The sequence below is a fragment of the Ensifer soli genome (assembly GCF_041928815.1).
Classification (GTDB): domain Bacteria; phylum Pseudomonadota; class Alphaproteobacteria; order Rhizobiales; family Rhizobiaceae; genus JBHFEI01.
Genome location: NZ_JBHFEI010000013.1, coordinates 60729 through 84410, shown reverse-complemented (window position 1 = coordinate 84410; position 23682 = coordinate 60729). Strand labels below are relative to the sequence as shown.

21 protein-coding genes are annotated in these 23682 nt (G+C 69.4%); 12 read left to right on the top strand and 9 right to left on the bottom strand.

The window, feature by feature from the left end; genetic code table 11:
* Positions 1 to 23: 23 nt before the first annotated feature.
* A complete protein-coding gene (pmtA, locus tag ACEVQ6_RS18620; protein WP_374890546.1) occupies positions 24 to 620 on the bottom strand; it encodes a phospholipid N-methyltransferase PmtA in 597 nt (198 codons plus the stop codon).
* A 234-nt stretch (positions 621 to 854) separates the two neighbouring features.
* Complete coding sequence (gene dnaN / locus ACEVQ6_RS18615) at positions 855 to 1973, bottom strand: DNA polymerase III subunit beta (protein ID WP_374890545.1); 1119 nt, start codon at positions 1971 to 1973, stop codon at positions 855 to 857.
* 259 nt (positions 1974 to 2232) lie between these two features.
* Here dnaN and rsmI point away from each other — a divergent pair, with 259 nt between their 5' ends.
* The 3 genes from rsmI to gshB all read left to right on the top strand — a co-directional run bounded on the left by rsmI (position 2233) and on the right by gshB (position 4495).
* Positions 2233 to 3111 carry a 16S rRNA (cytidine(1402)-2'-O)-methyltransferase gene (rsmI, locus tag ACEVQ6_RS18610; protein ID WP_374890589.1) on the top strand — a complete coding sequence of 293 codons (879 nt, stop codon included), beginning with the start codon at positions 2233 to 2235 and terminating at the stop codon, positions 3109 to 3111.
* The gene (locus ACEVQ6_RS18605; protein WP_374890544.1) at positions 3098 to 3475 is read left to right on the top strand and encodes a YraN family protein; all 378 of its coding nucleotides are present in this window, start codon (positions 3098 to 3100) and stop codon (positions 3473 to 3475) included. The genes rsmI and ACEVQ6_RS18605 overlap by 14 nt, the downstream gene beginning before the upstream one ends.
* Positions 3476 to 3544: 69 nt before the next feature.
* Positions 3545 to 4495 carry a glutathione synthase gene (gene gshB / locus ACEVQ6_RS18600; RefSeq protein WP_374890543.1) on the top strand — a complete coding sequence of 317 codons (951 nt, stop codon included), beginning with the start codon at positions 3545 to 3547 and terminating at the stop codon, positions 4493 to 4495.
* A 100-nt stretch (positions 4496 to 4595) separates the two neighbouring features.
* Here gshB and dut read toward each other — a convergent pair whose 3' ends face one another.
* Positions 4596 to 5069, bottom strand: a complete 474-nt coding sequence (gene dut, locus ACEVQ6_RS18595) for a dUTP diphosphatase (RefSeq protein ID WP_374890542.1) — start codon at positions 5067 to 5069, stop codon at positions 4596 to 4598.
* Positions 5070 to 5153: 84 nt separating this feature from the next.
* Between dut and ACEVQ6_RS18590 the strand changes: the two genes are divergently transcribed.
* Positions 5154 to 6737 carry a peptide chain release factor 3 gene (locus tag ACEVQ6_RS18590; protein ID WP_374890541.1) on the top strand — a complete coding sequence of 528 codons (1584 nt, stop codon included), beginning with the start codon at positions 5154 to 5156 and terminating at the stop codon, positions 6735 to 6737.
* Here ACEVQ6_RS18590 and ACEVQ6_RS18585 read toward each other — a convergent pair whose 3' ends face one another.
* Complete coding sequence (locus tag ACEVQ6_RS18585; protein ID WP_374890588.1) at positions 6738 to 7349, bottom strand: HAD-IA family hydrolase; 612 nt, start codon at positions 7347 to 7349, stop codon at positions 6738 to 6740.
* A gap of 185 nt (positions 7350 to 7534) precedes the next feature.
* Positions 7535 to 8119, bottom strand: coding sequence for a threonine transporter (locus ACEVQ6_RS18580; protein ID WP_374890540.1), 585 nt, complete (start codon positions 8117 to 8119; stop codon positions 7535 to 7537).
* Between the two features lie 197 nt (positions 8120 to 8316).
* Between ACEVQ6_RS18580 and ACEVQ6_RS18575 the strand changes: the two genes are divergently transcribed.
* From ACEVQ6_RS18575 to ACEVQ6_RS18555, 5 genes are all read left to right on the top strand, one after another.
* Positions 8317 to 10218 carry a potassium transporter Kup gene (locus tag ACEVQ6_RS18575; protein WP_374890539.1) on the top strand — a complete coding sequence of 634 codons (1902 nt, stop codon included), beginning with the start codon at positions 8317 to 8319 and terminating at the stop codon, positions 10216 to 10218.
* 106 nt (positions 10219 to 10324) lie between these two features.
* The gene (locus ACEVQ6_RS18570; RefSeq protein ID WP_374890538.1) at positions 10325 to 10702 is read left to right on the top strand and encodes a hypothetical protein; all 378 of its coding nucleotides are present in this window, start codon (positions 10325 to 10327) and stop codon (positions 10700 to 10702) included.
* A 185-nt stretch (positions 10703 to 10887) separates the two neighbouring features.
* Positions 10888 to 11598 (top strand): Crp/Fnr family transcriptional regulator, encoded by a 711-nt coding sequence (locus ACEVQ6_RS18565; RefSeq protein ID WP_374890537.1) that lies wholly within the window; start codon positions 10888 to 10890, stop codon positions 11596 to 11598.
* On the top strand, positions 11595 to 13007 hold the full coding sequence (locus tag ACEVQ6_RS18560) for a PepSY-associated TM helix domain-containing protein (protein ID WP_374890536.1): 1413 nt from the start codon (positions 11595 to 11597) through the stop codon (positions 13005 to 13007). Before ACEVQ6_RS18565 ends, ACEVQ6_RS18560 begins: the two co-directional genes overlap by 4 nt.
* Before the next feature lie 211 nt (positions 13008 to 13218).
* The gene (locus tag ACEVQ6_RS18555) at positions 13219 to 13878 is read left to right on the top strand and encodes a peroxiredoxin (RefSeq protein WP_374890535.1); all 660 of its coding nucleotides are present in this window, start codon (positions 13219 to 13221) and stop codon (positions 13876 to 13878) included.
* Positions 13879 to 13918: 40 nt separating this feature from the next.
* On the opposite strand, the gene ACEVQ6_RS18550 is transcribed toward ACEVQ6_RS18555, so the two are convergent.
* Both ACEVQ6_RS18550 and ACEVQ6_RS18545 read right to left on the bottom strand, forming a co-directional pair.
* Positions 13919 to 14617: a response regulator gene (locus ACEVQ6_RS18550; RefSeq protein ID WP_374890534.1), complete on the bottom strand. Its 699-nt coding sequence runs from the start codon at positions 14615 to 14617 to the stop codon at positions 13919 to 13921.
* Positions 14614 to 18087, bottom strand: a complete 3474-nt coding sequence (locus ACEVQ6_RS18545; RefSeq protein WP_374890533.1) for a PAS domain S-box protein — start codon at positions 18085 to 18087, stop codon at positions 14614 to 14616. The genes ACEVQ6_RS18550 and ACEVQ6_RS18545 overlap by 4 nt, the downstream gene beginning before the upstream one ends.
* Positions 18088 to 18286: 199 nt before the next feature.
* Between ACEVQ6_RS18545 and ACEVQ6_RS18540 the strand changes: the two genes are divergently transcribed.
* Positions 18287 to 18970, top strand: coding sequence for a response regulator transcription factor (locus tag ACEVQ6_RS18540; RefSeq protein WP_374890532.1), 684 nt, complete (start codon positions 18287 to 18289; stop codon positions 18968 to 18970).
* A 13-nt stretch (positions 18971 to 18983) separates the two neighbouring features.
* Here the strand turns inward: ACEVQ6_RS18540 and ACEVQ6_RS18535 are convergent, their stop codons facing one another.
* A complete protein-coding gene (locus ACEVQ6_RS18535; protein WP_374890531.1) occupies positions 18984 to 19319 on the bottom strand; it encodes a DUF6665 family protein in 336 nt (111 codons plus the stop codon).
* A gap of 105 nt (positions 19320 to 19424) precedes the next feature.
* Positions 19425 to 20804 (bottom strand): nicotinate phosphoribosyltransferase, encoded by a 1380-nt coding sequence (locus ACEVQ6_RS18530; protein WP_374890530.1) that lies wholly within the window; start codon positions 20802 to 20804, stop codon positions 19425 to 19427.
* 304 nt (positions 20805 to 21108) lie between these two features.
* On the opposite strand from ACEVQ6_RS18530, the gene ACEVQ6_RS18525 reads away from it, so the two are divergent.
* Positions 21109 to 22290, top strand: a complete 1182-nt coding sequence (locus ACEVQ6_RS18525) for a hypothetical protein (protein ID WP_374890529.1) — start codon at positions 21109 to 21111, stop codon at positions 22288 to 22290.
* Between the two features lie 193 nt (positions 22291 to 22483).
* Positions 22484 to 23680: an efflux RND transporter periplasmic adaptor subunit gene (locus tag ACEVQ6_RS18520; RefSeq protein WP_374890528.1), complete on the top strand. Its 1197-nt coding sequence runs from the start codon at positions 22484 to 22486 to the stop codon at positions 23678 to 23680.
* The last annotated feature ends 2 nt before the right edge of the window (positions 23681 to 23682 follow it).

The window sequence follows — 23682 nt, the reverse complement described above, 5'->3', positions numbered from 1 at the left end:
CAAAGCGGACGCGGCGCGCGCTGTCAATGCTGCTTGCGATAGACCCACAGATGGGCGGGCGGGATGTTGCGCACGACGAAGTCGAAGCGGGAGATCTGGTAGCGCGCCGGCATGGCGACGATCGGCGACAGCGCGCCATAGGTGATCTGCATCACCGGCCGGCCCGGCGGAATGCGCGAGAGGAGGTTTTCGATCAGCGCGACCCGCCGCTTCATCGGGAAGTTCAGCAGCGGAATGCCGGAGATGACGCAGTCGAAGGTGAAATCGCGCCGGTGGCCGAGCGTCTCGTCGAGCGAAAAGGCATCGCCTTGGATCAGGTCGACGCCGGGGAAACGCGTCAGCAGATGCTCGTAGAAGTCATGCGAATACTCGATAGAGACGAGGCGCTCCGGCGGCAGTCCCCTCTCCAGGATCGCCTTGGTGATGACGCCGGTGCCGGGGCCGAGCTCGAGCACCGGCAGGCCGGACTGCGGGTTGACCACGCTCGCCATCCGCCGTGCGGTCACCGCCGAGGTCGGGATGATCGAGCCGACCGCCTTTGTGTTGCTCATCCAGCCCTTGAAGAAGCGTATCTCCTCGTCGAACTTCTTGCCGAACCGTTCCTTCAACCGAAAATTCATGCCCGTGTCGCTCCGACCGTTCCACCGCCATCATGGCCAGGATGCGGGCATGCCGGGTCCTGGAACCCCTGCGCACCCGCGTGTTCGCGGCGGTCGCAGCGATGCGGCCTGCCCTGTCGTCGGCCCGCGCTTTCGCATCCGCGAACCTCGGCCTCATTTTGGCGCGACTTGCGGCAAAAACAAGGGCGTCGTTTTCGGAAAGGCTAATGTCGGAAAAAGAAGCGTGGAAAGAGGTCAGACCCGCATCGGCATCAGCACGTAGAGGGCGTCGTCGCCGGCGAGGTCGCGCACCAGCGTCGGCGAACCGGGATCGGCGAGCATGAACACGGCTTCCGTGCCGGCAAGCTGCGCGGTGATGTCGAGCAGGTATTTGGCGTTGAAGCCGATCTCCAGCGGGTCGTTCTCGTAGCCGACCGGCAGTTCCTCGGTGGCGCTGCCCGAGTCCGGATTGTTGACGGTAAGCACGAGCTGGCCTTCGGAGAGCGACAGCTTCACCGCGCGGCCGCGCTCGGAGGAAATGGTCGAGACGCGGTCGACGGCCTGGGCGAAGGACTGGCAGTCGATCCTGAGCTCCTTCTCGTTGTTGGCCGGGATGACGCGCTGGTAGTCCGGGAAGGTGCCGTCGATCAGCTTGGACGTGATGACGATCGAGCCGATGGTGAAGCGGATCTTCGCGTCCGAGACCTCGACGGTGACCGTCGCATCGGGCAGGTCGACCAGCTTCTGCAACTCGCCGACGGTCTTGCGCGGGATGATGATGCCGGGCATGCCCTCGGAGCCGGACGGCGCCTCGATGTCGGCGCGGGCCAGCCGGTGGCCGTCGGTCGCGACCGCCCTAAGCTTCAGGTCGCCCTTGCTCTCGACCGTGTGGAAGAAGATGCCGTTCAGATAGTAGCGCGTCTCCTCCGTCGAGATCGCGAACTGGGTCCGGTCGATCAGCATCTTCAGGTCGGAGGCCTTGATCTTGAAGCTGTGGCTGAACGTGCCGGTGGTCAGGTCCGGAAAGTCGGACTGCGGCAGGCATTGCAGCGAAAATTTCGACCGGCCCGAGGCGACCGTCATCGCCGTGCCGTCGGCGCCGACGGAGAGCGCCACTTCCGCGCCGTCGGAGAGTTTGCGCACGATGTCGTAGAGGAGATGGGCCGGAACGGTGGTGGCGCCCGCCTGGCCGACATCGGCGGCGGTCGCCTCCGTGATCTCGAGATCGAGGTCGGTCGCCTTCAGCGCGAGGTTCGACCCCTCGCCGCGCAGGAGCACGTTCGACAGGATCGGGATCGTGTTGCGCCGCTCGACCACGCGATGGACATGGTTCAGCGATTTGAGCAGGTTGGACCGTTCGAGAGTGATGCGCATGATGGGCGTGCCGCTTTCATTCCTCGCCGGGCAAGACCGATGCCCGGCGCTCTGACATGACGTTTCCCCGGACGGCGGGGACGACGCCGGAGGCGCAAAATGGCAGAAACCACCGTCGAAACGCAAGGGCTTTCGGCTCCGGCGCCACCCCGCCTTGCCCGCCCGGCCTTGATCGCCGATAAAGCGGCATGACGGGGAGATCGGCATCGTGACGACGGATGACGCAGACGAGACGGCGGCGGGAACCAGGGGCTACCGCATCGGCGAGGCGCGCCTTGCGGCCCGGCCGCTCGCGCCGGCGCTCTACCTGGTGGCGACGCCGATCGGCAATCTCGGCGACATCACGCTGCGCGCGCTGGAAACGCTCGCCGGCGCCGACGTGCTCGCCTGCGAGGACACGCGGGTGACCCGCGTTCTCCTCGACCGCTACGGCATCGCCAGGCGCCCCTATGCCTATCACGAGCACAATGCCGACGAGGCGGGCCCGCGCCTGATCGCGGCGCTGGACGCCGGCCGCTCCGTGGCCCTTGTCTCCGATGCCGGCACGCCGGTCGTCTCCGATCCGGGCTTCCGGCTGGCGCGGCTGGCGATCGATGCGGGGCACCGCGTCGTGCCGGTGCCGGGCGCCTCGGCGCCGCTTGCGGCCCTGGTCGGCTCCGGCCTCGCCAACGAGGCCTTCCTCTTTGCCGGCTTCCTGCCGTCGAAGGACAAGGCGCGGCGCGACCGGCTGGCCGAGCTCGCTCCGGCGCCGGCGACGCTGATCCTCTTCGAATCGCCGCACCGGATCGCCGCCACGCTCGTCGCCGCGCGCGACGTGCTCGGGGGGGCGCGCGACGCCGCCGTGTGCCGCGAGCTGACCAAGGCCTACGAGGAATTCCGCCGCGGCACGCTCGAGGAACTCGCCGCCCATTATGCCGGCACCGACGCGCCGGTGCGCGGCGAGATCGTCCTCGTCGTCGGTCCGCCGGGAGCCGCGCCCCCGCCCGGGGCGTCGGATGTGGACGCGATGCTGACGGAGCTTGCGGCGACCCTTCCGGCCGGCAAGGCCGCGACGCAGGCGGCGGAGCGCACCGGCCTGCCGCGCAAGATGCTCTACCAGCGGCTGCTGGAACTGAAGGCCGGCGATGCGGACGCCTGAGCCACCGCCATCTTCCGATCAGAGGCGCAGGGCGCTGACGCGCGGCCGCTCGGCCGAATACAGGGCGGCGCTGATGCTGGTGCTCAAAGGGTATCGCATCCTGGCGATGCGTTATCGCACGCCGCTCGGCGAGATCGACCTGATCGTCCGGCGCGGCGACCTCGTCGCTTTCGTCGAGGTCAAGGCGCGGGCGCGCCATGACGACGCGCTCTTTGCCGTCACCGGCACCGCCGCGCGCCGCATCCGGGCGGCGGGCGATCTCTGGCTCGCGCGGCAGCGCGACGCGGCCCGGCTGTCGCTGCGCTGCGACATCGTCACCGTGGTGCCGTGGCGCTGGCCGCGCCACCTGCCGGATGCCTTCTGAGGGGCAACGGCTTGTGCATCGCCCGCACCGGTCCTAAATGGTGCGGCGACAGCGCGAGAGGGCAGGCGGATGGCGACGATCAGGCGGGTGGCGGTCCAGATGGACCATGTTTCGGGGATCAACATCGCGGGCGATTCCACCTTCGCTATGAGCCTCGAGGCGCAGGCGCGCGGCTACCACCTCTTTCACTACACGCCGAACCAGCTGTCGTTGCGCGACGGCAGGGTCTTGGCCACCGTCCAGCCGATGACGCTGCGCGACGTCAAGGGCGACCACTACACGCTGGGCGAAGACGAAAAGGTCGACCTTTCGACCATGGACGTGGTGCTGCTGCGCCAGGATCCGCCCTTCGACATGGCCTACATCACCTCCACGCACCTCCTGGAGCGGATCCATCCGAAGACGCTCGTCGTCAACGACCCTGCCTGGGTGCGGAATTCTCCGGAGAAGATCTTCGTCACCGAATTCCCGGACCTGATGCCGAGGACGCTGATCTCGCGCGATCCGGCCGAGATCGCCGCCTTCCGCCGCGAAATGGGCGACATCATTCTGAAACCGCTCTACGGCAATGGCGGCGCGGGCGTCTTCCATTCCTCGCGTGACGATCGCAACATGTCCTCGCTTCTGGAGATGTTCGGCCAGATGTTCCGCGAGCCCTTCATCGCGCAGGAATACCTGCCGGCGGTGCGCAAGGGCGACAAGCGCATCATCCTCGTCGACGGCGAGCCGGCCGGCGCGATCAACCGCGTTCCCGCCGAACACGACGCCCGCTCCAACATGCATGCCGGCGGCAAGCCCGAGCCGACGGAGCTGACACCGCGCGAGCGCGAGATCTGCGCCCGCATCGGACCGTCTCTCAAGGCGCGCGGCTTCCTGCTCGTCGGCATCGACGTGATCGGCGACGTGATGACGGAGATCAACGTGACGTCGCCGACCGGCATCCGCGAGGTGAAGAAATTCGGCGGTGCCGACATCGCGGCGCTTCTCTGGGACGCGATCGAGGCGAAGCGGGCCGGCTGACGCCCGTTCGGGCGGCGCAGCGCCCTGGCCGGCGGTTGCGCCGCACTCCTTGCAGCCGTTGCGCTTTCGCGGCCGCAGGCCGAAGGAAACGGACGGCGGGTCAGACGCCGGTCGAGCCGAAGCCGCCCGTGCCGCGCGGCGTGGCGCCGATCTCGGCCACCTCGGCGATATCGGCCCGCGCCACAGGCGCGATCACCGCTTGCGCGATGCGCATGCCGCGCTCGATGACGAAATCCACCGCGCCGTGATTGATCAGCAGCACCTTGACCTCGCCGCGATAGTCGCTGTCGATGGTGCCGGGCGTGTTGAGGCAGGTGATGCCGTACTTGAAGGCGAGTCCGGAGCGCGGCCGGATCTGCATCTCGAAGCCTGCCGGCACCTCGAAGACGAAGCCGGTCGGCACCAGCGTGCGGTTTCCGGGCGCGAGGGTCATCGGTTCGCCGGCGGGCAGGGCTGCGGCAAGGTCCATCCCCGCCGCCCCTTCCGTCTCGTAGCGCGGCAGCGGCAGGCCAGCGCCGTGGGCAAGGCGGACGAGGGTCAGACGCGGAGGGTGGATGGCGGCCATCCGCCGCATAAGCCCGAGCCGCCGTCCGGCGTCAATTGCATCTTCGCCGCCGAAACGGTAAAGACGCGGCCAACGCACAGGATTCATGACAATATGGCTGAAACGCTCGCCGAGGCGGTCTCCCGCCGCCGCACCTTCGCGATCATCGCCCACCCGGACGCGGGCAAGACGACGCTCACCGAAAAGCTCCTGCTCTTCGGCGGCGCCATACAGCTTGCCGGCGAGGTCAAGGCGAAGAAGGACCGCATCCAGACGCGGTCCGACTGGATGAAGATCGAGCGCGAGCGCGGCATCTCGGTCGTCACCTCGGTGATGACCTTCGAATATGACGGCAACGTCTTCAACATCCTCGACACGCCCGGCCACGAGGATTTCGCCGACGACACCTACCGCACGCTGACCGCCGTCGATGCGGCCGTGATGGTCATCGACGCGGCCAAGGGCATCGAGCCGCGCACGCTGAAGCTTTTCGAAGTCTGCCGCATGCGCGACATCCCGATCATCACCTTCGTCAACAAGATGGACCGGGAAAGCCGCGATCCCTTCGAGATCCTCGACGAGGTCGAGGAGAAGCTGGCGCTCGACACGGCGCCCGTCACCTGGCCGATCGGCCGGTCGAAGACCTTCTGCGGCTCCTACCATCTCGCCGACAACACGGTGCGCGGCTCCGACACCGAGGTCGTGCCGACCAGGGTCAACGGCCCGCAGGCGGTCGCCGACCGGCTGCCGGAAAACGAGCGCGAGGCCTTTGTTTCAGAAGTGGAGCTCGCGGCGGAAGCCTGCCGGCCCTTCGACCGCGACGCCTTCCTCGAAGGCCATATGACGCCGGTCTTCTTCGGCTCGGCGCTCAGGAATTTCGGCGTGCGCGACCTGATCAATGCGCTCGGCGACTTCGCCCCGCCGCCGCGCGACCAGGTGGCCGACACCCGCAAGGTCCATGCCGGTGAGGAGCGGATGACGGCCTTCGTCTTCAAGATCCAGGCGAACATGGACCCGAACCACCGCGACCGCATCGCCTTTGCCCGCATCTGCTCCGGCAAGCTGGAGCGCGGCATGAAGGCGCGCCTGTCGCGCACGGGCAAGCAGCTCGGCCTCACCGCCCCGCAGTTCTTCTTCGCCTCGCAGCGCCAGCTCGCCGACACGGCTTACGCCGGCGACGTCGTCGGCATTCCGAACCACGGCACGCTCCGGATCGGCGACACGCTGACCGAGGGCGAGGCGCTGGTGTTCCAGGGCGTGCCGAACTTCTCGCCGGAAATCCTGCGCCGCGTGCGGCTCGAGGACGCGATGAAGGCGAAGAAGCTGAAGGAGGCGCTGCAGCAGATGGCCGAAGAGGGCGTCGTGCAGCTGTTCTCACCGGAAGACGGCTCGCCGGCGATCGTCGGCGTCGTCGGCGCGTTGCAGCTCGACGTGCTGAAGGAGCGGCTGTCGGCCGAATACGGCCTGCCGGTCTCCTTCGAGATGTCGCGCTTTTCCGTCTGCCGCTGGATTTCCTCGGAAAAACCAGAGGATCTGGAGAAATTCGTCACCGTCAGGCGCGGCGATATCGCCCGCGACCTCGATGGCGACCCGGTTTTCCTGGCGCAGGATGCGTTCTCGCTGCGTTACGAGGCGGAACGGTATCCGGCGATCAGAATGGTCGCCATCAAGGAGTATCACGTCGCGAAAGCGGCGTGATCACCGGTTGAGCGTCAGCCGCCCGTCCGCGCCGGTCTCGACGGTGATGCCGACATAGCCGGGGATGCGCGTGTGCGTCGTCTCGATCGGATGGTGATGGGTCGCGGTGATCACCATGATGTCGGCGCCGGCGGATTCGCCGGCAATGATCCCGGCCGGCACATCCTCGAACACCAGGCATTGCGACGGCGGAAAGCCGACGCGCTCGGCGCCGAGCCGGTAGCATTCCGGGCTCGGCTTGCCGCGCGACACGTCCTCCGCCGTGACGAAGATCCTCGGCAGCGGGAAGCCGGCGGCGGCGAGGCGCGCCTTCGCCAGCGGCAGCGGCGAGGAGGTGACGATCGCCCAGCGGTCTTCCGGCAGCGCACGGACGAAATCGATCGCGCCGGGGATCGGCACGACGCCGGAGACGTCGTCGATCTCGGCCTGCGTGATTTTCGCCGCCTCGACCGCCGGATCGACGCCCGGCAGGCCGAGCTGGCGGATCGTGTCGATGCCGCGCTTGCCGTGCATGGTCGGCAGGAAGGTGGCGACGTCGAGACCGTGGCGTTCGGCCCAGTCGCCCCAGACGCGCTCGGCGGCCGCGATCGAATTGATCAGGGTCCCGTCCATGTCGAACAGGAAGGCGGAATAGGGTTTTCCGAAGGCGGAGGCGGTAGGAGACACGAGGGGGAAATCCTTGTTCAGCGCGGGATGGCCGACGGCGGCCGGAAGGACAGGCCCGTGTGGATAGGCCAGACGGCGGCAAAAGCAAACCCGTTTGCGACCGAAATTTTCCCGAGCAGCCGGAAAAGGCCCTATCCGATGGCGCTGCGCAGCGCGACGAGCGAGAAGGCGCCGAGCACCAGCGCCGCCGCGCGGTAGGCATGGCGGCGCCAGCCGCCGGGCAGATGCGCGCCGAACAGCACCCAGGCGAAGCCCGCAATCGTCGAGAGCGCGGCAAAGGCAAGCACCCACGGCGCCGGCCCGAGGGCGCTTTCGGCCGGGATCACGGCCGTGCCGACGATCATCGCTTTCGGATTGAGGAGCGTGGTGACGAGGACATGGCGGAAGGCGGCGCGGCCGGGCGTCGCCTCGGCCGGCGTCCTCCAGAGCCGGAAGGCCGAGACCAGCAGCCAGACGGCGGCGGCGAGCTTCAGCGCCGGCAGAGCGAAAGCGACGCCCCGCAGTGTTTCCGCAAGGAGGACATAGCCGCCGACGGCCAGGATATAGCCGAGGGCCTCCGCGAGCGGCAGCGTCAGCGAGGCGCGCCAGCCCCGCCCTGCCCCGTTCGCCGCAAGAAGCGTATTGGTGGGGCCGGGCGTCGAGAGGATCAACAGGGCGGTCGCGAGAAAGGCGAACGGAGACATCGGCACACCGGAGGAGGTCAGGCGCGCCATCATCGGCGATTTTCCCGCGGCGGTCCATCGGCCGATCGGTCGCAGCCTCGCGGCGTGCGGCCGCGACGAGCCCGCACGTCCGGCATCGATCCGCGGTGCGAGACCGCCCCTCTGTCGCAGAGGCATCGCGCGCATCTTTCCAACCGCGCCAGACTCGCCTACATCAGCGCAGTATCGTAGACGGTGTCCCCGGAGAGATCATGACCCCTTCGTCGCACGACAGCTCGGACCGCGCGTCCGAAAAGCGGCGTTTCCTCGTTCTTCTGGTCGGCTCCGTCGGGGTCGTCTACGGCGACATCGGCACCAGCCCGCTCTACGCCTTCCGGGAGGCGCTCCGGCCGTTTTCCCATGACGGCGTGCACCATCACGAGGTCGTCGGCCTCATCTCGCTGATGATCTGGACGCTCACCATCATCGTCACCTTCAAATACGTGCTGTTCCTGCTCAGGGCCGACAATGACGGCGAGGGCGGCACGCTGTCGCTTCTTGCGCTCCTGATGAAGAAGACCGGCAGCTTCATGCCGGTGCTGTTCTTCGCCGGCATCATGGGGGCGGCGCTCTTCATCGGCGACGCGATGATCACGCCGGCGCTCTCGGTCATGTCGGCGCTCGAGGGGCTGAAGCTCGTCACGCCCGCCTTCGACCCCTACATCCTGCCGATGGCGGCGGTGATCATGGTCGCCCTGTTCCTGGTGCAGTCGAAGGGCACGGCGGCGGTCTCCAACTATTTCGGGCCGATCACCGTCGTCTGGTTCCTCGCCATGGCCTGGGGCGGGCTGATCCATATCGGCGACGACTGGTCGATCCTGGAGGCGCTGAACCCCTACAACGCGCTGTGGTTCATCACCCATGCCGGCTTTGCCGGCCTGATCGTGCTCGGCGCCGTCTTCCTGACGGTCACCGGTGCCGAGGCGCTCTATGCCGATCTCGGCCATTTCGGCCGCAAGCCGATCCAGACGGCCTGGTTCGTCCTGGTCTATCCGGCGCTGGCGCTGAACTATCTCGGCCAGGGCGCCTTCGTGCTCGCCAATCCGGCGGCGATCGAGAACCCCTTCTACCTGATGTATCCGGAATGGGCGCTGCTGCCCGTCGTCATCCTGGCGACGCTCGCCACCATCATCGCCAGCCAGGCGGTGATCACCGGCGCCTTCTCGCTCGCCCGCCAGGCGGTGCATCTCGGCTTCCTGCCGCGCCTCCTCGTCAAGTTCACCTCGGAGACCAACACCGGGCAGATCTACGTCCCGGCGGTCAACGTGCTGCTCTTCGTCGGCGTCATCGTGCTGATCTTCTCGTTCGGCGATTCCGAATCGCTCGCCACCGCCTACGGCATCTCCGTCACCGGCGCCATGGTGGTGACCACGGTGATGGCGTTCCAGTTCCTGCGCTCTGTCTGGAAATGGCGGGCGATCACGGCCGCCGCCGTGCTGCTGCCGCTCCTCGTCATCGAGACGATCTTCCTCGTCGCCAATCTCGTCAAGGTGCATGACGGCGGCTGGGTGCCGGTCGCGCTCGCCATCACCATCATGACCATGATGTGGACCTGGACGCGCGGCTCGCGCTACCTGAAGGACAAGACGGCGAGGAACGACATCCCGCTCGACACGTTCATCGCCGCGATAGAGCGCGATTCGAAGCACGCGCCGGTCTCCGTCCCGGGCACGGCGGTGTTCCTCACCAGCGTGCCCGACCGCACGCCGGCCGTGCTCCTGCACAACATCAAGCACAACCACGTCCTGCACGAGCAGAACGTCATCCTCACCATCTGGACGCAGGACAAGCCCTATGTGCCGGTGCGCGAGCGGGTGGAGATCACCCGCCTGTCGAAACGCTTCATCCGCATCGACATGACCTTCGGCTACATGGACGAGCCGAACGTGACCAAGGCGCTGACGCTCTGCCGCAAGGCCGGCTTCAAGTTCGAGATCATGCAGACCTCCTTCTATCTCGGCCGGCGCAACCTGATCGGCACGCCGAAGATCGGCCTGCCGCGCTGGCAGGAGAAGATCTACATCGCGCTCGCCGGCATCGGCATCGATCCTTCCGCCTATTTCAAGCTGCCGCCGAACCGGGTGGTGGAACTCGGGGAGCAGGTGGCGATCTGACGCGGCGCCGACACGGCGATCGAAGATGTCGCATTGCATCCCGGCCACCGGGGCGCTAACACTCGGTGCGACGAGAGGTTTTCGGATGGCGAGGACGACATCACGGATGGGGACGATCGTGCGCATGCTCTGCGCCATCGCCCTTCTGTGCGTTGGCCTCGCGCATAAGACCCCGACCGCCGCCGCTGCTGTCGCGTTCTCTTCCGCCGATATCCTCGCCTACAGCCTGCCGGACGGCAGCCTGCCGGAGCTCTGCCTCCCCGCCCATGACGAGGACGGCGCCAAGCACGGCCCGGCCGGCGGCGCCTGCGAGGCCTGCCGGCTCGTCGGCGCGATCCTGGTTCCGCAGGCCTCCGATCTCGGTGTCGTCGTCATCCGCGGACAGGCGGAGCCGGTCCTGCCGCGCCGCGCCGAGGCCTTCCACCGCCAGCTTTTCCCGCCCAACGCCGCCCCGCGCGCCCCGCCGGCCTCGGCTCTTTCCTGAGCCGCCGCTGCCGGCGCGCGCATTCCCGTCTCTTTGCCTGAGCCGACGCGCGTGACCGTTTCCGACATCTGCTGAGAGCGTTCGCCCGGTGCTTTCCGGGCGCGCCGAGGCGGAGGCAGCGGTTTCCCGAAATATGCGCCGGCGCCCGCCCGAAAGGGCCGGCAGGCGCGAGGGCGGAATCCGTCATGCTCAACCCCACTCCTCCGGTCGCCGCCGCGCCGGTGCTTCCGATCGACCAAGCCCCCTTTTCCGGCGCGCCCGCCGGCGGAGCCGCGCTTCGCCTGCTGCTGCCGGGAACGGCGCTTTTCCTCGAGGGCCTGCACGCCGCCGCGACGGTGCGGATCCTCTCCGGCTGCGTCTGCCTCCACCAGACCCTGAGCGACGGCCGGCGCCAGATCCTCGACATCCTCGGCCCCGGCCGGATGCTGGGCGCGGCATTGCTCGACACGCAGCCGGCCGGCGCCCTGGCGCTGACCTTCACGCGGCTCGAACCCGTCGACCCGGAGCGCGAGCCGGAGGCGCTCGCCGGGGCGCTGCGCCTCCGGCTCGCACGGGCGCAGGCGCATGTCGTGCGTCTCGGCCGCAGGACCGCGCAGGAGCGGATCGCCGCGGCACTCCTCGACCTTTCAGGCCAGTTCGCCCGGCGCGGGCGCGGGGCCGCGCACACCCGCTTCACGCTCTATCCGAAGCGTGCCGACCTTGCCGACTGGCTCGGCCTCACCGTCGAGACGGTGAGCCGCTGCCTCAACGCCTTCCGCCGCGAGGGGCTGATCGCCTTCGACCGGCCGGAGATCGTCACCATCCGCGATCGCGCCGCCCTCGAGCGGCGCGCCGCCGGCGGCTCGGCCGCGGGCAACCCATCCATGCTTTCCGGTCAGACAGGGGGACAACCATGACCATCACCACCGATCAAACCGCTGCAAGGGCCGGCGCCCCGTCGGCGCGCGCCTTCTACATCACCGCCTGGCGCTGGCATTTCTATGCCGGGCTCTACGTGGCGCCCTTCCTGATCATGCTCGCCGTCACCGGCCTCGTCATGCTCTGGTCCTCGGTGCTCGTCGGCCGCGACGGCGAGAAATACCATTCCGTCACGCCCGCCGCCGAAACGCTGGCCGTGTCGCGCCAGGCCGAGGCCGCGCTCTCCGCCGTGCCGGACGGCAGCCTCGTCCAGTATATCGTGCCGCGCACGCCCGAGCAGGCGGCCCTCTTCCGGGTGAATGCCGGGGACCGGTCGCTGATGGTCGCCGTCGATCCCTACAGGGGAACGGTGCTCGGCAGCTGGCCGCGGCGCGACGCGCTCTACGATCTCGCCAACACGATCCACGGCACGCTGATGATCGGCGTCGTCGGCGACCGCCTGATCGAGATCGCAGCCGGCTTCGGCGTGGTGCTGATCGTCACCGGGCTCTATCTCTGGTGGCCGCGCGAGGCGCGCCGCGGGGCGGCGGCCTTCGCACCGCAACTGTCGCTGAAGGGGCGCAACCTCTGGAAGTCGCTGCACCAGACGGTCGGCATCTACGTCTCCGTGCTGCTGCTCGCCTTCCTGCTGTCCGGCCTGACCTGGGCGGGCATCTGGGGTGAGCGGATGACCCAGGCCTGGAGCACCTTTCCGGCCGAGAAGTGGGACAACGTGCCGCTCTCCGACGCGACCCATGCCAGCATGAACCATGGCGGCGTCAAGACCGTGCCGTGGACGCTGGAGCAGACGCCGATGCCGGCCTCCGGCTCCGACGCCGGCACTCCGGGGATCGCGGACGGCCAGCCGGTCGATGTCGACGGCGTCGTCGCCCTTGCCCGCGCCTCCGGCTTCGACGGCCGCTTCCAGCTCTCCTATCCCTCCGGCGACGAGGGTGTCTGGACGATCGCGCGCGACACGATGAGCAATGACAGCGCCAATCCCTTCTCCGACCGCACGCTGCATGTCGACCGCTACAGCGGCAAGGTGCTGGCGGATGTCGGCTTCGCCGATTACGGCGTCGCCGGCAAGGCGATGGCCGTCGGCATCGCCCTGCACGAAGGCGACATCGGCGCCTGGAACGTCGCGCTGAACACGGTCTTCTGTCTCTCCGTCGTCTTCCTCTCGGCGAGCGGCATCGTCATGTGGTGGAAGCGCCGCCCCGCCGGCGCCGCGCGGCTGGTCGCCCCGGCCCTGCCGGAAAAGATGGCGCTCTGGAAGACCGGCGCCATCGTCATGGTCGCGGTGTCGCTGCTCTTCCCGCTGACCGGGGCGGTCCTCGTCGGCGTGCTCCTCCTCGACCTCGTCCTCGTCCGCCACGTGCGGCCGCTGAAGCGCGCGATCAGCTGAGGCCGCCCGCCTGCACCGCGTCCGGCAAATTCATTCCCGCCGGACGCGTTTCGGGAAAAAATCCTGCGTTGACGCCGGGTGCGGCCGCGTATTGGAATGCGCCCCGGCCGACGCCCCGTCCGTGGGCGTGAGACATTCCAGAGCATGTCCGGCCGGGGCGACGTCGCCCCGGCACCGGACCATGCGGCACAACAGAAGGACACGGTGGACCATGAGCCTGCGCATCAACGACATCGCCCCGGATTTCACCGCCGACACCTCGGTCGGCCCGATCGGCTTCCACGAGTGGATCGGCGACGGCTGGGCGGTGCTCTTCTCCCATCCGAAGAACTTCACGCCGGTCTGCACCACCGAGCTCGGCACCATGGCCGGCCTGCAGGACGAGTTCGCCCGGCGCGGCGTCAAGATCATCGGCATCTCCGTCGACCCGGTCGAGAACCACGACAAGTGGAAGCAGGACATCAAGGTCGCGACCGGCTTCGATCTCGGCTACCCGCTGATCGGCGACAAGAACCTGAAAGTGGCGAAGCTCTACGACATGCTGCCGGCCGGCGCCGGCGAGAGCTCAGAAGGCCGCACGCCCGCCGACAACGCCACCGTCCGCTCGGTCTTCGTCATCGGCCCGGACAAGAAGATCAAGCTGATCCTCACCTATCCGATGACGACGGGCCGCAATTTCGACGAGATCCTGCGCGCGATCGACTCGATCCAGCTCACTGCCAAGCACCAGGTGGCGACGCCGGCCAACTGGAAGCAGGGCGACGACGTCATCATCACCGCCGCCGTCTCCAACGAGGACGCGGTGAAGCGTTTCGGCGCCTACGAGACGGTGCTGCCCTACCTGCGCAAGACCAAGCAGCCGGCCGCCTGACCCGTTCCGGGGCGGGCGGCGGTCGATGCCGCCGCCCCGCTCACGGCTCGAAGACGTAGCCCTCGCCGCGCACGGTGCGCAGCACGCCGGCACCGTCGCCGACATCGAGCTTCTTGCGCAGCCGCGCGATGCGGATGTCGATGCTGCGGTCGCCGGGGCCGAGCGGCTTGCCGTGGGCGAGTTCCGCGAGCCGTTCGCGCGAGAGAACGATGCGCGGATGACGCAGGAACGTGTCGAGCACCTCGTATTCCATCGTGCTGATCTCGATCTCGATGCCGCCGGGATCGAAGAGCCTGCGCCCGTCCGCATCCAGCCGGAAGGGACCGAAATTCGGCCGCGCCGCCGATGCCGGCACGTCCGGCGGCGGCGGCATGCGCCGGAGCACGCTGCGCACCCGCGCCAGGAGCTCGCGCAGGTCGAACGGCTTGGTGATGTAGTCGTCGGCGCCGTTGACGAGGCCGCGCACCTTGCTCGCCTCGTCGGCATTGGCGGTCAGCATCAGGATGCCGGCCCGCAGGGCCCCGTCGCGCAGCCGCTTGACGATCGAAAGCCCGTCCTCGCCCGGCATGTTGACATCGAGCAGGATGATTTCCGGCCGGCGCGCGGCGAGCAGCCGGTCGAGCGCCGCCCCGTTCTCGGCGGTCGCCACGGCGAAGCCGTTGAGGTCGAGATAGTCCGCGATCATGTTGCGCAGCGCCGGCTCGTCGTCGACGACGGCGATTTCCACCGCTTTCATCATCCTGCCTCCTTGACCGGCCCCCGCCGGAGATCCGTGGTGGCCGCCGGCAGGATCCGGCGGAGCATCTGCCGCAGCACGCCGATGTCGATCGGCTTCTCGACGAGCTGGTGGCCGTCGAGCGTCCGGCCGGCGCCAAGCGCGTCGCCGGTCATCACGATCACGCGGCCGCAAAGTGCGGGCTGCGTCTTGATGGCGAAGGCGGCGACCGCCGCGCCGGCGACGTCCGGCATGCGCAGGTCGGTGATGACGGCGTCGAATTGTTCCGCCTCGATCAGCCGGCAGGCCTCGCGGCCGCCATTCGCGACGACGACGTCGAGCCCGTCGGCGCGGAACGTCTCGGCGAGCAGCCGCGTGATCGCCTGCTCGTCGTCGACGACCAGCAGGCGGCCGGAAAGGCCGCGCAGGTCCGGCGGCCCCACCGTTTCCGCCAGGCTGTCCTCGGCCGCGACCGGGATCGTCACCCGGCAGCGCGTGCCGCCGCCCCGCCTGCACTCGAGCTGCATGCTGCCCTCGTGGGCCTTGACGATGCCGAGGCTGACCGAGAGGCCGATGCCGGTGCCGACGCCCTGCGGCTTGGTGGTGAAGAAGGGCTCGAAGGCGCGCTGGCGCACGGTCTCGTCGATCCCCGGCCCGGTGTCCTCGATGTCGACGACGATGTCCGCGCCCTCGCGCCGCGTCGAGAGCGTCAGACGGCGCGGGCCGGCGACGTCCATCATCGCCTGCTGGGCGTTGAGCACGACGTTCATGAACACCTGGTGCAGCTGGTCGGCATCGGCGAAGACCGGCGGCAGCGGCGCGCCGCCCAAGCGCCGCTCGACGACGACGCCGTTGCTGCGCAGTCCGTAGGCCGCGAGCTCGACCGCCTCGTCCAGCACCCGGTCGATATCGACCCGCTGCTTCTCGACCGGCTTGGAGCGCGCCATGGCGAGGAAGGTGCGCACGATGCGGGCGCAGCGCTCGGCGGCGACGCGGATCTCGTTGGTCCGGCGCCGCGTCGGCTCGTCCTTCGCCATGTCGTGCAGCATGCCGGCATAGCCGACGACGATCGACAGCGGGTTGTTGAGCTCGTGGGCGACGCCGGCAAGCAGCGAGCCGAGCGCGGCGAGCTTCTCGTTCTGGTGCAGCGCCTCGCGCTGGCGGTCGAGCTCGACCTCTGCCGCCTTGGCGCCGGTCTGGTCGACGACGAAGATGCCGACGCCGGTGATCTCGCCGCCGGGCGCGCGCAGCGGGAAGCGGATGAACAGGCTGTGCAGGAACGGATCGAGCGAGGGATGGTACTGTTCCTCCACCTGGACCTCCCCGGTGGCCACGACCACCCGGTTGGAGCGGTCCATCACCTCCGCCTCGGAGGCGGGGATGACGTCGGAGGTGTTGCGGCCGAGGATATCGGCCACCGGCCGCCCGAGCCGGCGCGCCGCCTCCGGATTGACCATGGTGAAGCGTCCCTCGCGGTCCTTCGAAAGGATCGCGACCGGCGCATGCTGCATGAAGGCGCCCATCAGCGCCTCCGCCGCGCGCAGGGCCTCCTCGGCGCGCATCGTCTCGGTGATCTCGCGCCCGACCGACTGCATCTCGACGAGCCGCCCGGAGGCGTCGAAGATGCCGGTGTCGGTCCATTCCTCCCAGTGCAGCGTGCCGTCCGGCAGGCGGCTGCGGAAGGTGATGGTCTTCGTCGGCTGCGACGGCGAAAGCGAGGCGATATGGGCGTCGTGGCGCGGGCGGTCCTCGTCGACGATATAGTCGAAATCGCTCATCCGGCCGGCGAGCAGCTGCTCCTTCGTCATGTTCATGTAGCGGCAATAGGCGTCGTTGACGAAGTTCGGCACGCCGTCTGGCGTATAGCGGGCGACGAGTTCGGTCTGGGTGTTGACGACGTTGCGGTAGCGTTCCTCGCTCTTGCGCAGGTCCAGTTCGGCGCGGCGCGCCTCGGTGACGTCGCTGACGAGCACGACGGCGCCGCCGCCGGCCATGGCATTGCGGCGCACGGCGAGGAAGCGGCCGCGATGCTCGAAGCCGCCGCCGTCCGGCGTCGCGGCAAAGGCCTCGACCATGCCGTCGCCGACGAGGGTTTCGAAGGCGGCATTGGCATAGATCAGCGTGCCTTCCGGCGACAGGATGGCGAAGCCGTCCGTCAGGCTCGACATGGCGGCGAGGAAGCGCGCCTCGCTCTCCTCCAGCCTCTCGCGATAGACGCGGCTCATCTCGAAGGCGCCGCCGATCGCCTCGACCGGCGCCTGCCAGGCCCGCGGCATCGGCGGGGGCTCCGCCGCGCCGCCCTGCGCCCTGGCGGCGACATAGGCGGCGAGCCGGCCGCTCGGCCCGATGAAATGGATATGCAGCAGCGCGAGGATCGCGCCGAGCGTTGCCACGAGCCCGACGAGCACCGCGCCGTAGCCGGCGAAAGCCGGGAGCAGATGGGCGGTCAGGTCGGGTCCCGGCACGAGATAGACGAGCCGGAACGGCGAATGGGGCAGCGGCTGCGCCAGCACCCAGTCGTCGCCGAGCGCGGCGAAACTGCCGCCGGCCGCGGCAAGGCCGGCCTTGTCGGCGCCGGCGAGACGGGCGCGCATCCGCTCCCGGTCGCCGTCGAACGCGACGCCGTCGACCGCGAGGATCTCGCCCTGGCCGTCGAGGATCGCCATCATGCCGAGCGGCTGGCTCATATGGTCGAGCACGTCCTGGAAACGGGCGAGCAGGATGTCGGTGGCGACGATGCCGGCGAAGCGACCGCCGGCATCGACCGGGGCGGCATAGCTGACCATCGGCCCGCCGCCGCCGGCATCCTCGTAGACCGGGGTCCAGTAGGCGCCGCGCGACGGGTTCTCCTCCGGCGTGCCGGAGCGGAACACGGCATAGGACAGCCAGTAGGCGATGAGATCGCCCATGGTCGCGACCTTGCGGTCGGGGGCGAGCGCATCGACGAAGGCCTTGAGCGGCGCGCCGGGTAGGATGCCGATGAAGGCGCCGTCGGCGGAGAAGAAATAGCTCCAGTGGGACTGCGAGCCGAGCCTGCGTTCGAGCGCCAGCGCATCGAGCAGCTTGAGCGTCGCGGCGGCGGTGGCGAGCGTGGACGGGCCGGCCTGCGCGATGTCGGGAAGGGCGAGGAGGTTGCCGGCCGTTTCGACCGCCTCGGCGCCCGCCGACTGCAGCCCCGCGATCGTCGCGTCGCCGCGCCGCGCCGTTACCGGGAAGAGGCGCGCCGCCACCGTCGCCCGCAACTCGGCCGGCGGATCGGCGATCGCCTCCTCCATGATCACGCGCATGCGCGTCAGCTCGCGATCGGCCCCGGCCAGCATGGTCGAGACGGCGTAGTGCTGCTCGGCCGACTGCGCGGTGAGGTCGGCGAGCATGGCGGCGCGCTGGCGGTCGAACTGGAAGACGGCGAGGCCGACGACGAAGACGACGAGCGGCAGGGCCGCGATCAGCAGGAGCGTCGAGGAGCGGCCAAGCCCCGGCAGTCCGATCGGCATTCCTTGTCCTCTCCTTCGGCAGGCGGGGCGCCCTGCCGTCACCGTCGCCGGGGATTGTTTCACCACAATGTCGGGTGCCGGCGCGCCGCCGATCATCGGCGCGGACGGGCCGGAGATCAACCGTTCGATGCGCGGCGGTTGACGCGGGCGCGCGTTCTATGGATTGTCACCGTCCGATCAACCCGGACATGGCCGAACGATGGCGGAGATCATCCTCGTCGACGACGACATCGCGATCAGGGACATGCTTTGCGACGTGCTGTCGCTGCAGGGCCACAGCATCCGCCAGGCCGGCGACGCGGAGGCGCTCGAGCGACAGCTCGCCGCCGGGCCGGCGGATCTCGTCGTGCTCGACATCGGCCTGCCGGGCAAGGACGGCCTGTCGATCGCGCGGGAACTGCGCGCCCGCCACGATCTCGGCATCATCATGCTGACCGGCGCCGCCGAGACCGTCGATCGGATCGTCGGGCTGGAGGTCGGGGCGGACGACTACGTGACGAAGCCCTTCTCCGTCAACGAGCTCGCCGCCCGGGTCGATGCCGTGGTGCGCCGCCGGCGCTTTTCCGGCAAGGCCATGCTGCCCTTCGGCCCCTTCTTCGTCGATCTCTCCGGTTGGCGGCTCATGAACGCGGCGGGCGAGGACGTCAGGCTGTTCGCGACCGAGATCGACCTGGTCGCGGCCTTCGCCTCCCATCCCGGCCGGCTGCTGAGCCGCGACGACCTGCTGCGGCTGGCGCCGGCCCATGGCGCCGATCCGGTCGACCGCAGCATCGACACCCGCATCGCAAGGCTGCGCCGCAAGCTCGAGGGGCTGGGGCTCGACGCCGACCTCATCGAGACCATGCGCGGCGGCGGCTATATCTACAAGGGCGCGACCGGCTGACGGCCCCCTTGCCTCACGGCCTGCGCACGACGCCGAGGCGCGCGATCACCTCCTTCGGAATATTGTATCGGGCGATCGCGTCGCGGCTGTTCCTGAGCCCGCAGATCTCGCGCTGGATGAAAAAGGCCCAGACGACATCGGCGGCGGCATCCCTGAGGGCTTCGGTCCGTGCGGGGTCGGGGACGGGCGCGCCCCGTTCCCGCTCGAGTGCGGCTAGCGCCGCCTCGACCTTCTGCCCGCAGCGCCCGAGCGCATCGGCGCGCTCCGCCATCAGCTCGTATTCGAGCACGGCGAGCGGCCCGCTCGCTGCGGCGGGACGGTGGAGCGATTGCGGCGGACGGACGGACATCGGCTTTCTCCCTCTTGACGACGGACAGGGCGGTGTCGGGCATGCGTCCCGACCCTTCGGGCAGCAGAATGCCAAGACGGCGGGGCGCCGGCAAGGCGCTGCCGGTCAGGCGAGCCGGGCGCGGATCTCGTCGAAGCGCCAGTCTTTCAGGAGGACGCCGTCGCGCCAGACGGGCTCGAGCAGGTTGCGCTGCGCGCCGAGCTGGTCGAGCCGGAGCGCCTCCGGTCCGTTGATCGTTTCGACGACCGCCTGGCGGCCGGCCTTCGACGCCTTCAGGTTCATCGTGCCGGGCCGCTTGAACACGTCGTGCCAGGTGCCGTCCGTGTCCTGGCGCGCATTCACCTTCATCGCGAAGGAGAAGCTGTCGCGGTTCATCTTCTGCAGGATCGCCGAGCCCATGCCGAAGGAGATGTTCTCCGCCGAGAAGCCGAAGGCCTCGAGCCGCGCGAGCACCTTGCCGATGTCGTTGATCGAGATGCCGTCGCCCTGCAGCACCCGGACGCTCGGATGCAGCACCTTGTAGCCCTTGCGGTTCGGCGTGGAGCCGAAGCGGTAGTCGAGCTGCTGCACCACCTGCACCGGCGTCTCGATCGGGTCGCCGCTGTCGGGGCGGATGATCAGCCGGCCGCCGGCCGCCTGCACGCGTGCCTTGAGCTGGCGCCCCCAGATCTCCGAGACGGCGGTGTTGATGTCGTAGCTGTCGGACACGACGCTGTAGGTGCCGGCTCCGAACCGGTCGACCATGTTGGCATAGGCCTCGGCCTCGCGCGTGCCGCCCCAGGCGGTCATCGTGCCGTGTTCGGAGGCCGGGAAGGAATGGCCGGCCATGTCCGCGCCGTAGAAGCGGCGGGCGTGGAGGAGGCCGGTCAGAGTGTCGGTGCGGTCGAAATGGAGGAGATGGGCCGCACCGCCGAGCCCCGCCTGCTCGCGGCAGGTGGCGCCCCGCGCGCCGAAATCGTGGATCGCCGCGCGGACCACCCCGTCGGGGTCGTCGCAGGTGAGCGCGACGGCCGGGCGGATCTGTTCGAGGATGCGCCGCGACAGGCTGGCGACGGTCGAGGGATACCAGATCGCCCGGATGAGTGCCGTCTCGACATGGGAGGTCAGCCAGAAGCATGCGGGATCGGTGTTGACCACCTGGACCAGCGGCACGCCGCGGCGCACCCGCGTGCCCTCCGGCAGCGCCTCGACGAGGAGCGGCAGCACCCCGCCATGCCGCTCGACGATGTGCATCCAGCCGGCGTGGTGGAAGGGTTGGCCGTGGGCGGCTGCGATCGCGGCCGCCTCCTCGACGTCTGCCGCGGTGACGCGGCGTGCGAGCGAGGATTTCAGGTACATCTGCAGGCCGAAGAAGACGACGTCGACCTGGTCTGTCGGCCCCCGCGCCTCGACATAGGCCGAGATCGCCGCCGTTTTCGGCGGATACTGGAGGAAGTGGCCGAGCTTGTAGCTGTCGGTATCGAGGATCGGATTGGAAAACGGCATCGGTCATCTCCCGGGGCGCCGTCTCGGCGGCGTTAACCTTTTGTTAGGATCTTGCCGCTATCCTGTACCAAATACCTGCTTGCGCCGGGCCTTCCTCGTATCCGCCCCGTGCGCCGCCGTCGTGTCCCCGGCTGATTGCTGCCGGCCGCATACGCATGATGCGCCAGTCGATTTTTCCCCTTTGCAGTGCCGTATGGCCGGCATGGATTCATTGCCACGGACGGACCGCGCGCCCGGATCGCGTTCCTGTCCGCTCGAGACGCCAGAGGCCCGCCGGGGCCTTCCCCGCAACCGGACGGAGAGTATGATGATGCCCATCCTTTCCCCTCGCTCCACGGTCGCGACCGCCGCCGTCGGTCCCGTGGAGGCCGTGCTCCGTCCGCAGGGACCCCTCGCGCCCGCCACGTCCGGGCAGACGGCGCTGCGCATCCTCGCCATGCTCGACCGCCAGGTGGCCAATGGTGAACCGGTCGCGGCGGACACGCTGATGCGGATCCTCGAAGCGCTTGCCGGCGCGCTGAAGCAGGCGCCGGCCGAAGGTGCCGCCGGCCTTGCCTCCCGGATCGCCGCCTTCGTCGCCGGGCTGCCGCCGGAATTGCGCCGCCACGCCGAGCGTCAGCTCGGCCTCGCGCCGCCGGCGCCCGACCGGTCCGCCGCCGCGGGCGACGACGAGGCGGAAACCTCCGACATGCCGCATCGCCCGACATCCGCCCCGGCGGCGCGCGACGCCCGTCCGGTTGCCTTAGGCGTCTGGGCGCAGATCCAGAGTGCCTTCCCCGGCATGGTCGCCCGCGCCCCGGCCGCTCCTCCCGAACGGCTCCAGTCCATGCTGCGCGACACTTTCGGCGGCGAGGAAGGCGAAATTGCCGGTGACCATCCCGAAAAGGACGACACGTCCGACGACGGGGCGCCTCGGGGCGACGCACAGGATCCGCCGCGCGATGGCGGGCCCGAGGAGGCCCTCTCGACCGCTCAGGTCGCCGAGGAGGTCGGCGCGGGCGGGGGCGACGACCTGCTCGACACGGACGGCACCTACCGGATGCGGTCGGCGACGGTGCCAGCGACGACCCTCGCCACGCTCAGCGTCTGTGCCGGCGTGCGTGCCGAAGCCGGCGAAACACCCCCCGCCGCCTCCGCCGGGCCGGACCTTGAGCCTGCCCGCCCGCGCGATGAGGCGCCTGCGATCGGGCTTTCGGCCATCCACCGCGCCAGCGAGGCCGCGCGGCGCGCGCGCATCCGCCCCGCCTCGCTGCTGCCGGGGCGCGACATCGGGCCGATGACGGCGGCGAGCTACGATTTCTCGGCCGAACGGGCCGGCCCCGCGACGCCGCAATACGATCTCGGCCAGAAGCGCGACGCAGGCGGGCGGGCACAGCGCCGCGACCTGCCGGAAGCGCCGCCGCTGCCCGCCGCCGCCGTCCTGTCGCGCGACGCGGCCGCCGCTGACGTCTACGAGCTCTACCGCATGCTGGGCGGGCTCGGCTGAGCGGCGTCGTTCATCCGCGAATCTCGTTTTTGCGGCGCAACAGCCGCTTGCGGCATCGGAAAAGTTAACATACAGTCCTGTTTGTAAAATCTGCGCGGGTCCCGGAGGGGCCGGCGCCCCGTCATTTTCCCGGAACGCTGCCGGGCGCCGCATCGAACCCGCGCGCGGCGCCCGGCAGCGTTGCCTGCTTGCCATGGACCCCTCGATGCGAATGAACAGAGTTTCCCTGACGGCGGCGCTCGCCGCGCTCGTGCTGATCGCCGGCTGCCAGGAGCAGGAAGGACAACAGCAGGCCGCCCCCGCCTTTCCGCCTTCGGCGGTCGCCTTCGTCGCCGTGGCGCCGGAGACGCTGCCGATCACCAACGAGCTCCCCGGCCGCATCGCGCCGACCCGGATCTCCGAGGTGCGCCCGCGCGTCACCGGCATCATCCTGGAGCGCGTTTTCGAGCAGGGATCGATGGTGAAGGAGGGCGACGTGCTGTTCCGCATCGATTCCGCCTCCTTCGAGGTGCAGGTGCAGAGCGCGGAAGCGACGTTGCGCCGGGCGAAGGCCGTGCAGCAGCAGGCGAGCCGGACGGCGGACCGGCAGCAGCAGCTGCGCAAGGCCAATGTCTCGACCGGCCAGCAGCTCGACGACGCGGTCGCCGCCCTCGCCCAGGCCGACGCCGACGTCGCCATCGCCGAAGCTGGCCTCGCGACGGCGCGGCTCAACCTGCAATATGCGAGCGTGACGGCGCCGATCAGCGGCCGCATCGGCCGGGCGCTCGTCACCGAAGGCGCGCTCGTCAGCGCCAACGGCACGGAAAACCTCGCAACGATCCAGCAGCTCGATCCCGTCTATGCCGACTTCACCCAGTCGGCGACCGAGCTGATCCGGCTGCGCAAGGCGCTCGGAACCGAAAAGGCGGCGGCGAGCGAGGCGGAGGTGGAGCTTCTGCTCGACGACGGCTCGACCTATGCGCAGAAGGGGCGGCTGCTCTTCTCGGAGGCCGCGGTCGACGAGACGACCGGCCAGGTGACGCTGCGCGGCGAGTTTCCCAATCCGGACGGCGACCTGCTTCCGGGCATGTATGTCCGGGTCCGGCTGCAGCAGGGCGTCGAGACGAACGCCTTCGCCGTGCCGACCCAGGCGGTGCAGCGCGACACGGCCGGCAATGCCCAGCTTTATCTGGTCAACGCCGAGGACACGGTCGAACTGCGTCCGGTCACCGCCGGCCGCGTCATCGGCGAGCGCTGGGCGATCTCGGAGGGGCTGAAGGGCGGCGAACGCGTGATCGTCGAGGGGTTCCAGAAGATCCGGCCGGGCGCCAAGGTGGTCCCGTCCGAATGGAAGCCCGGCGGCGCGCCCGCCGAGGCCGGCCAGGCAGACGCCGCGCCTGCGGCGAACTGAGG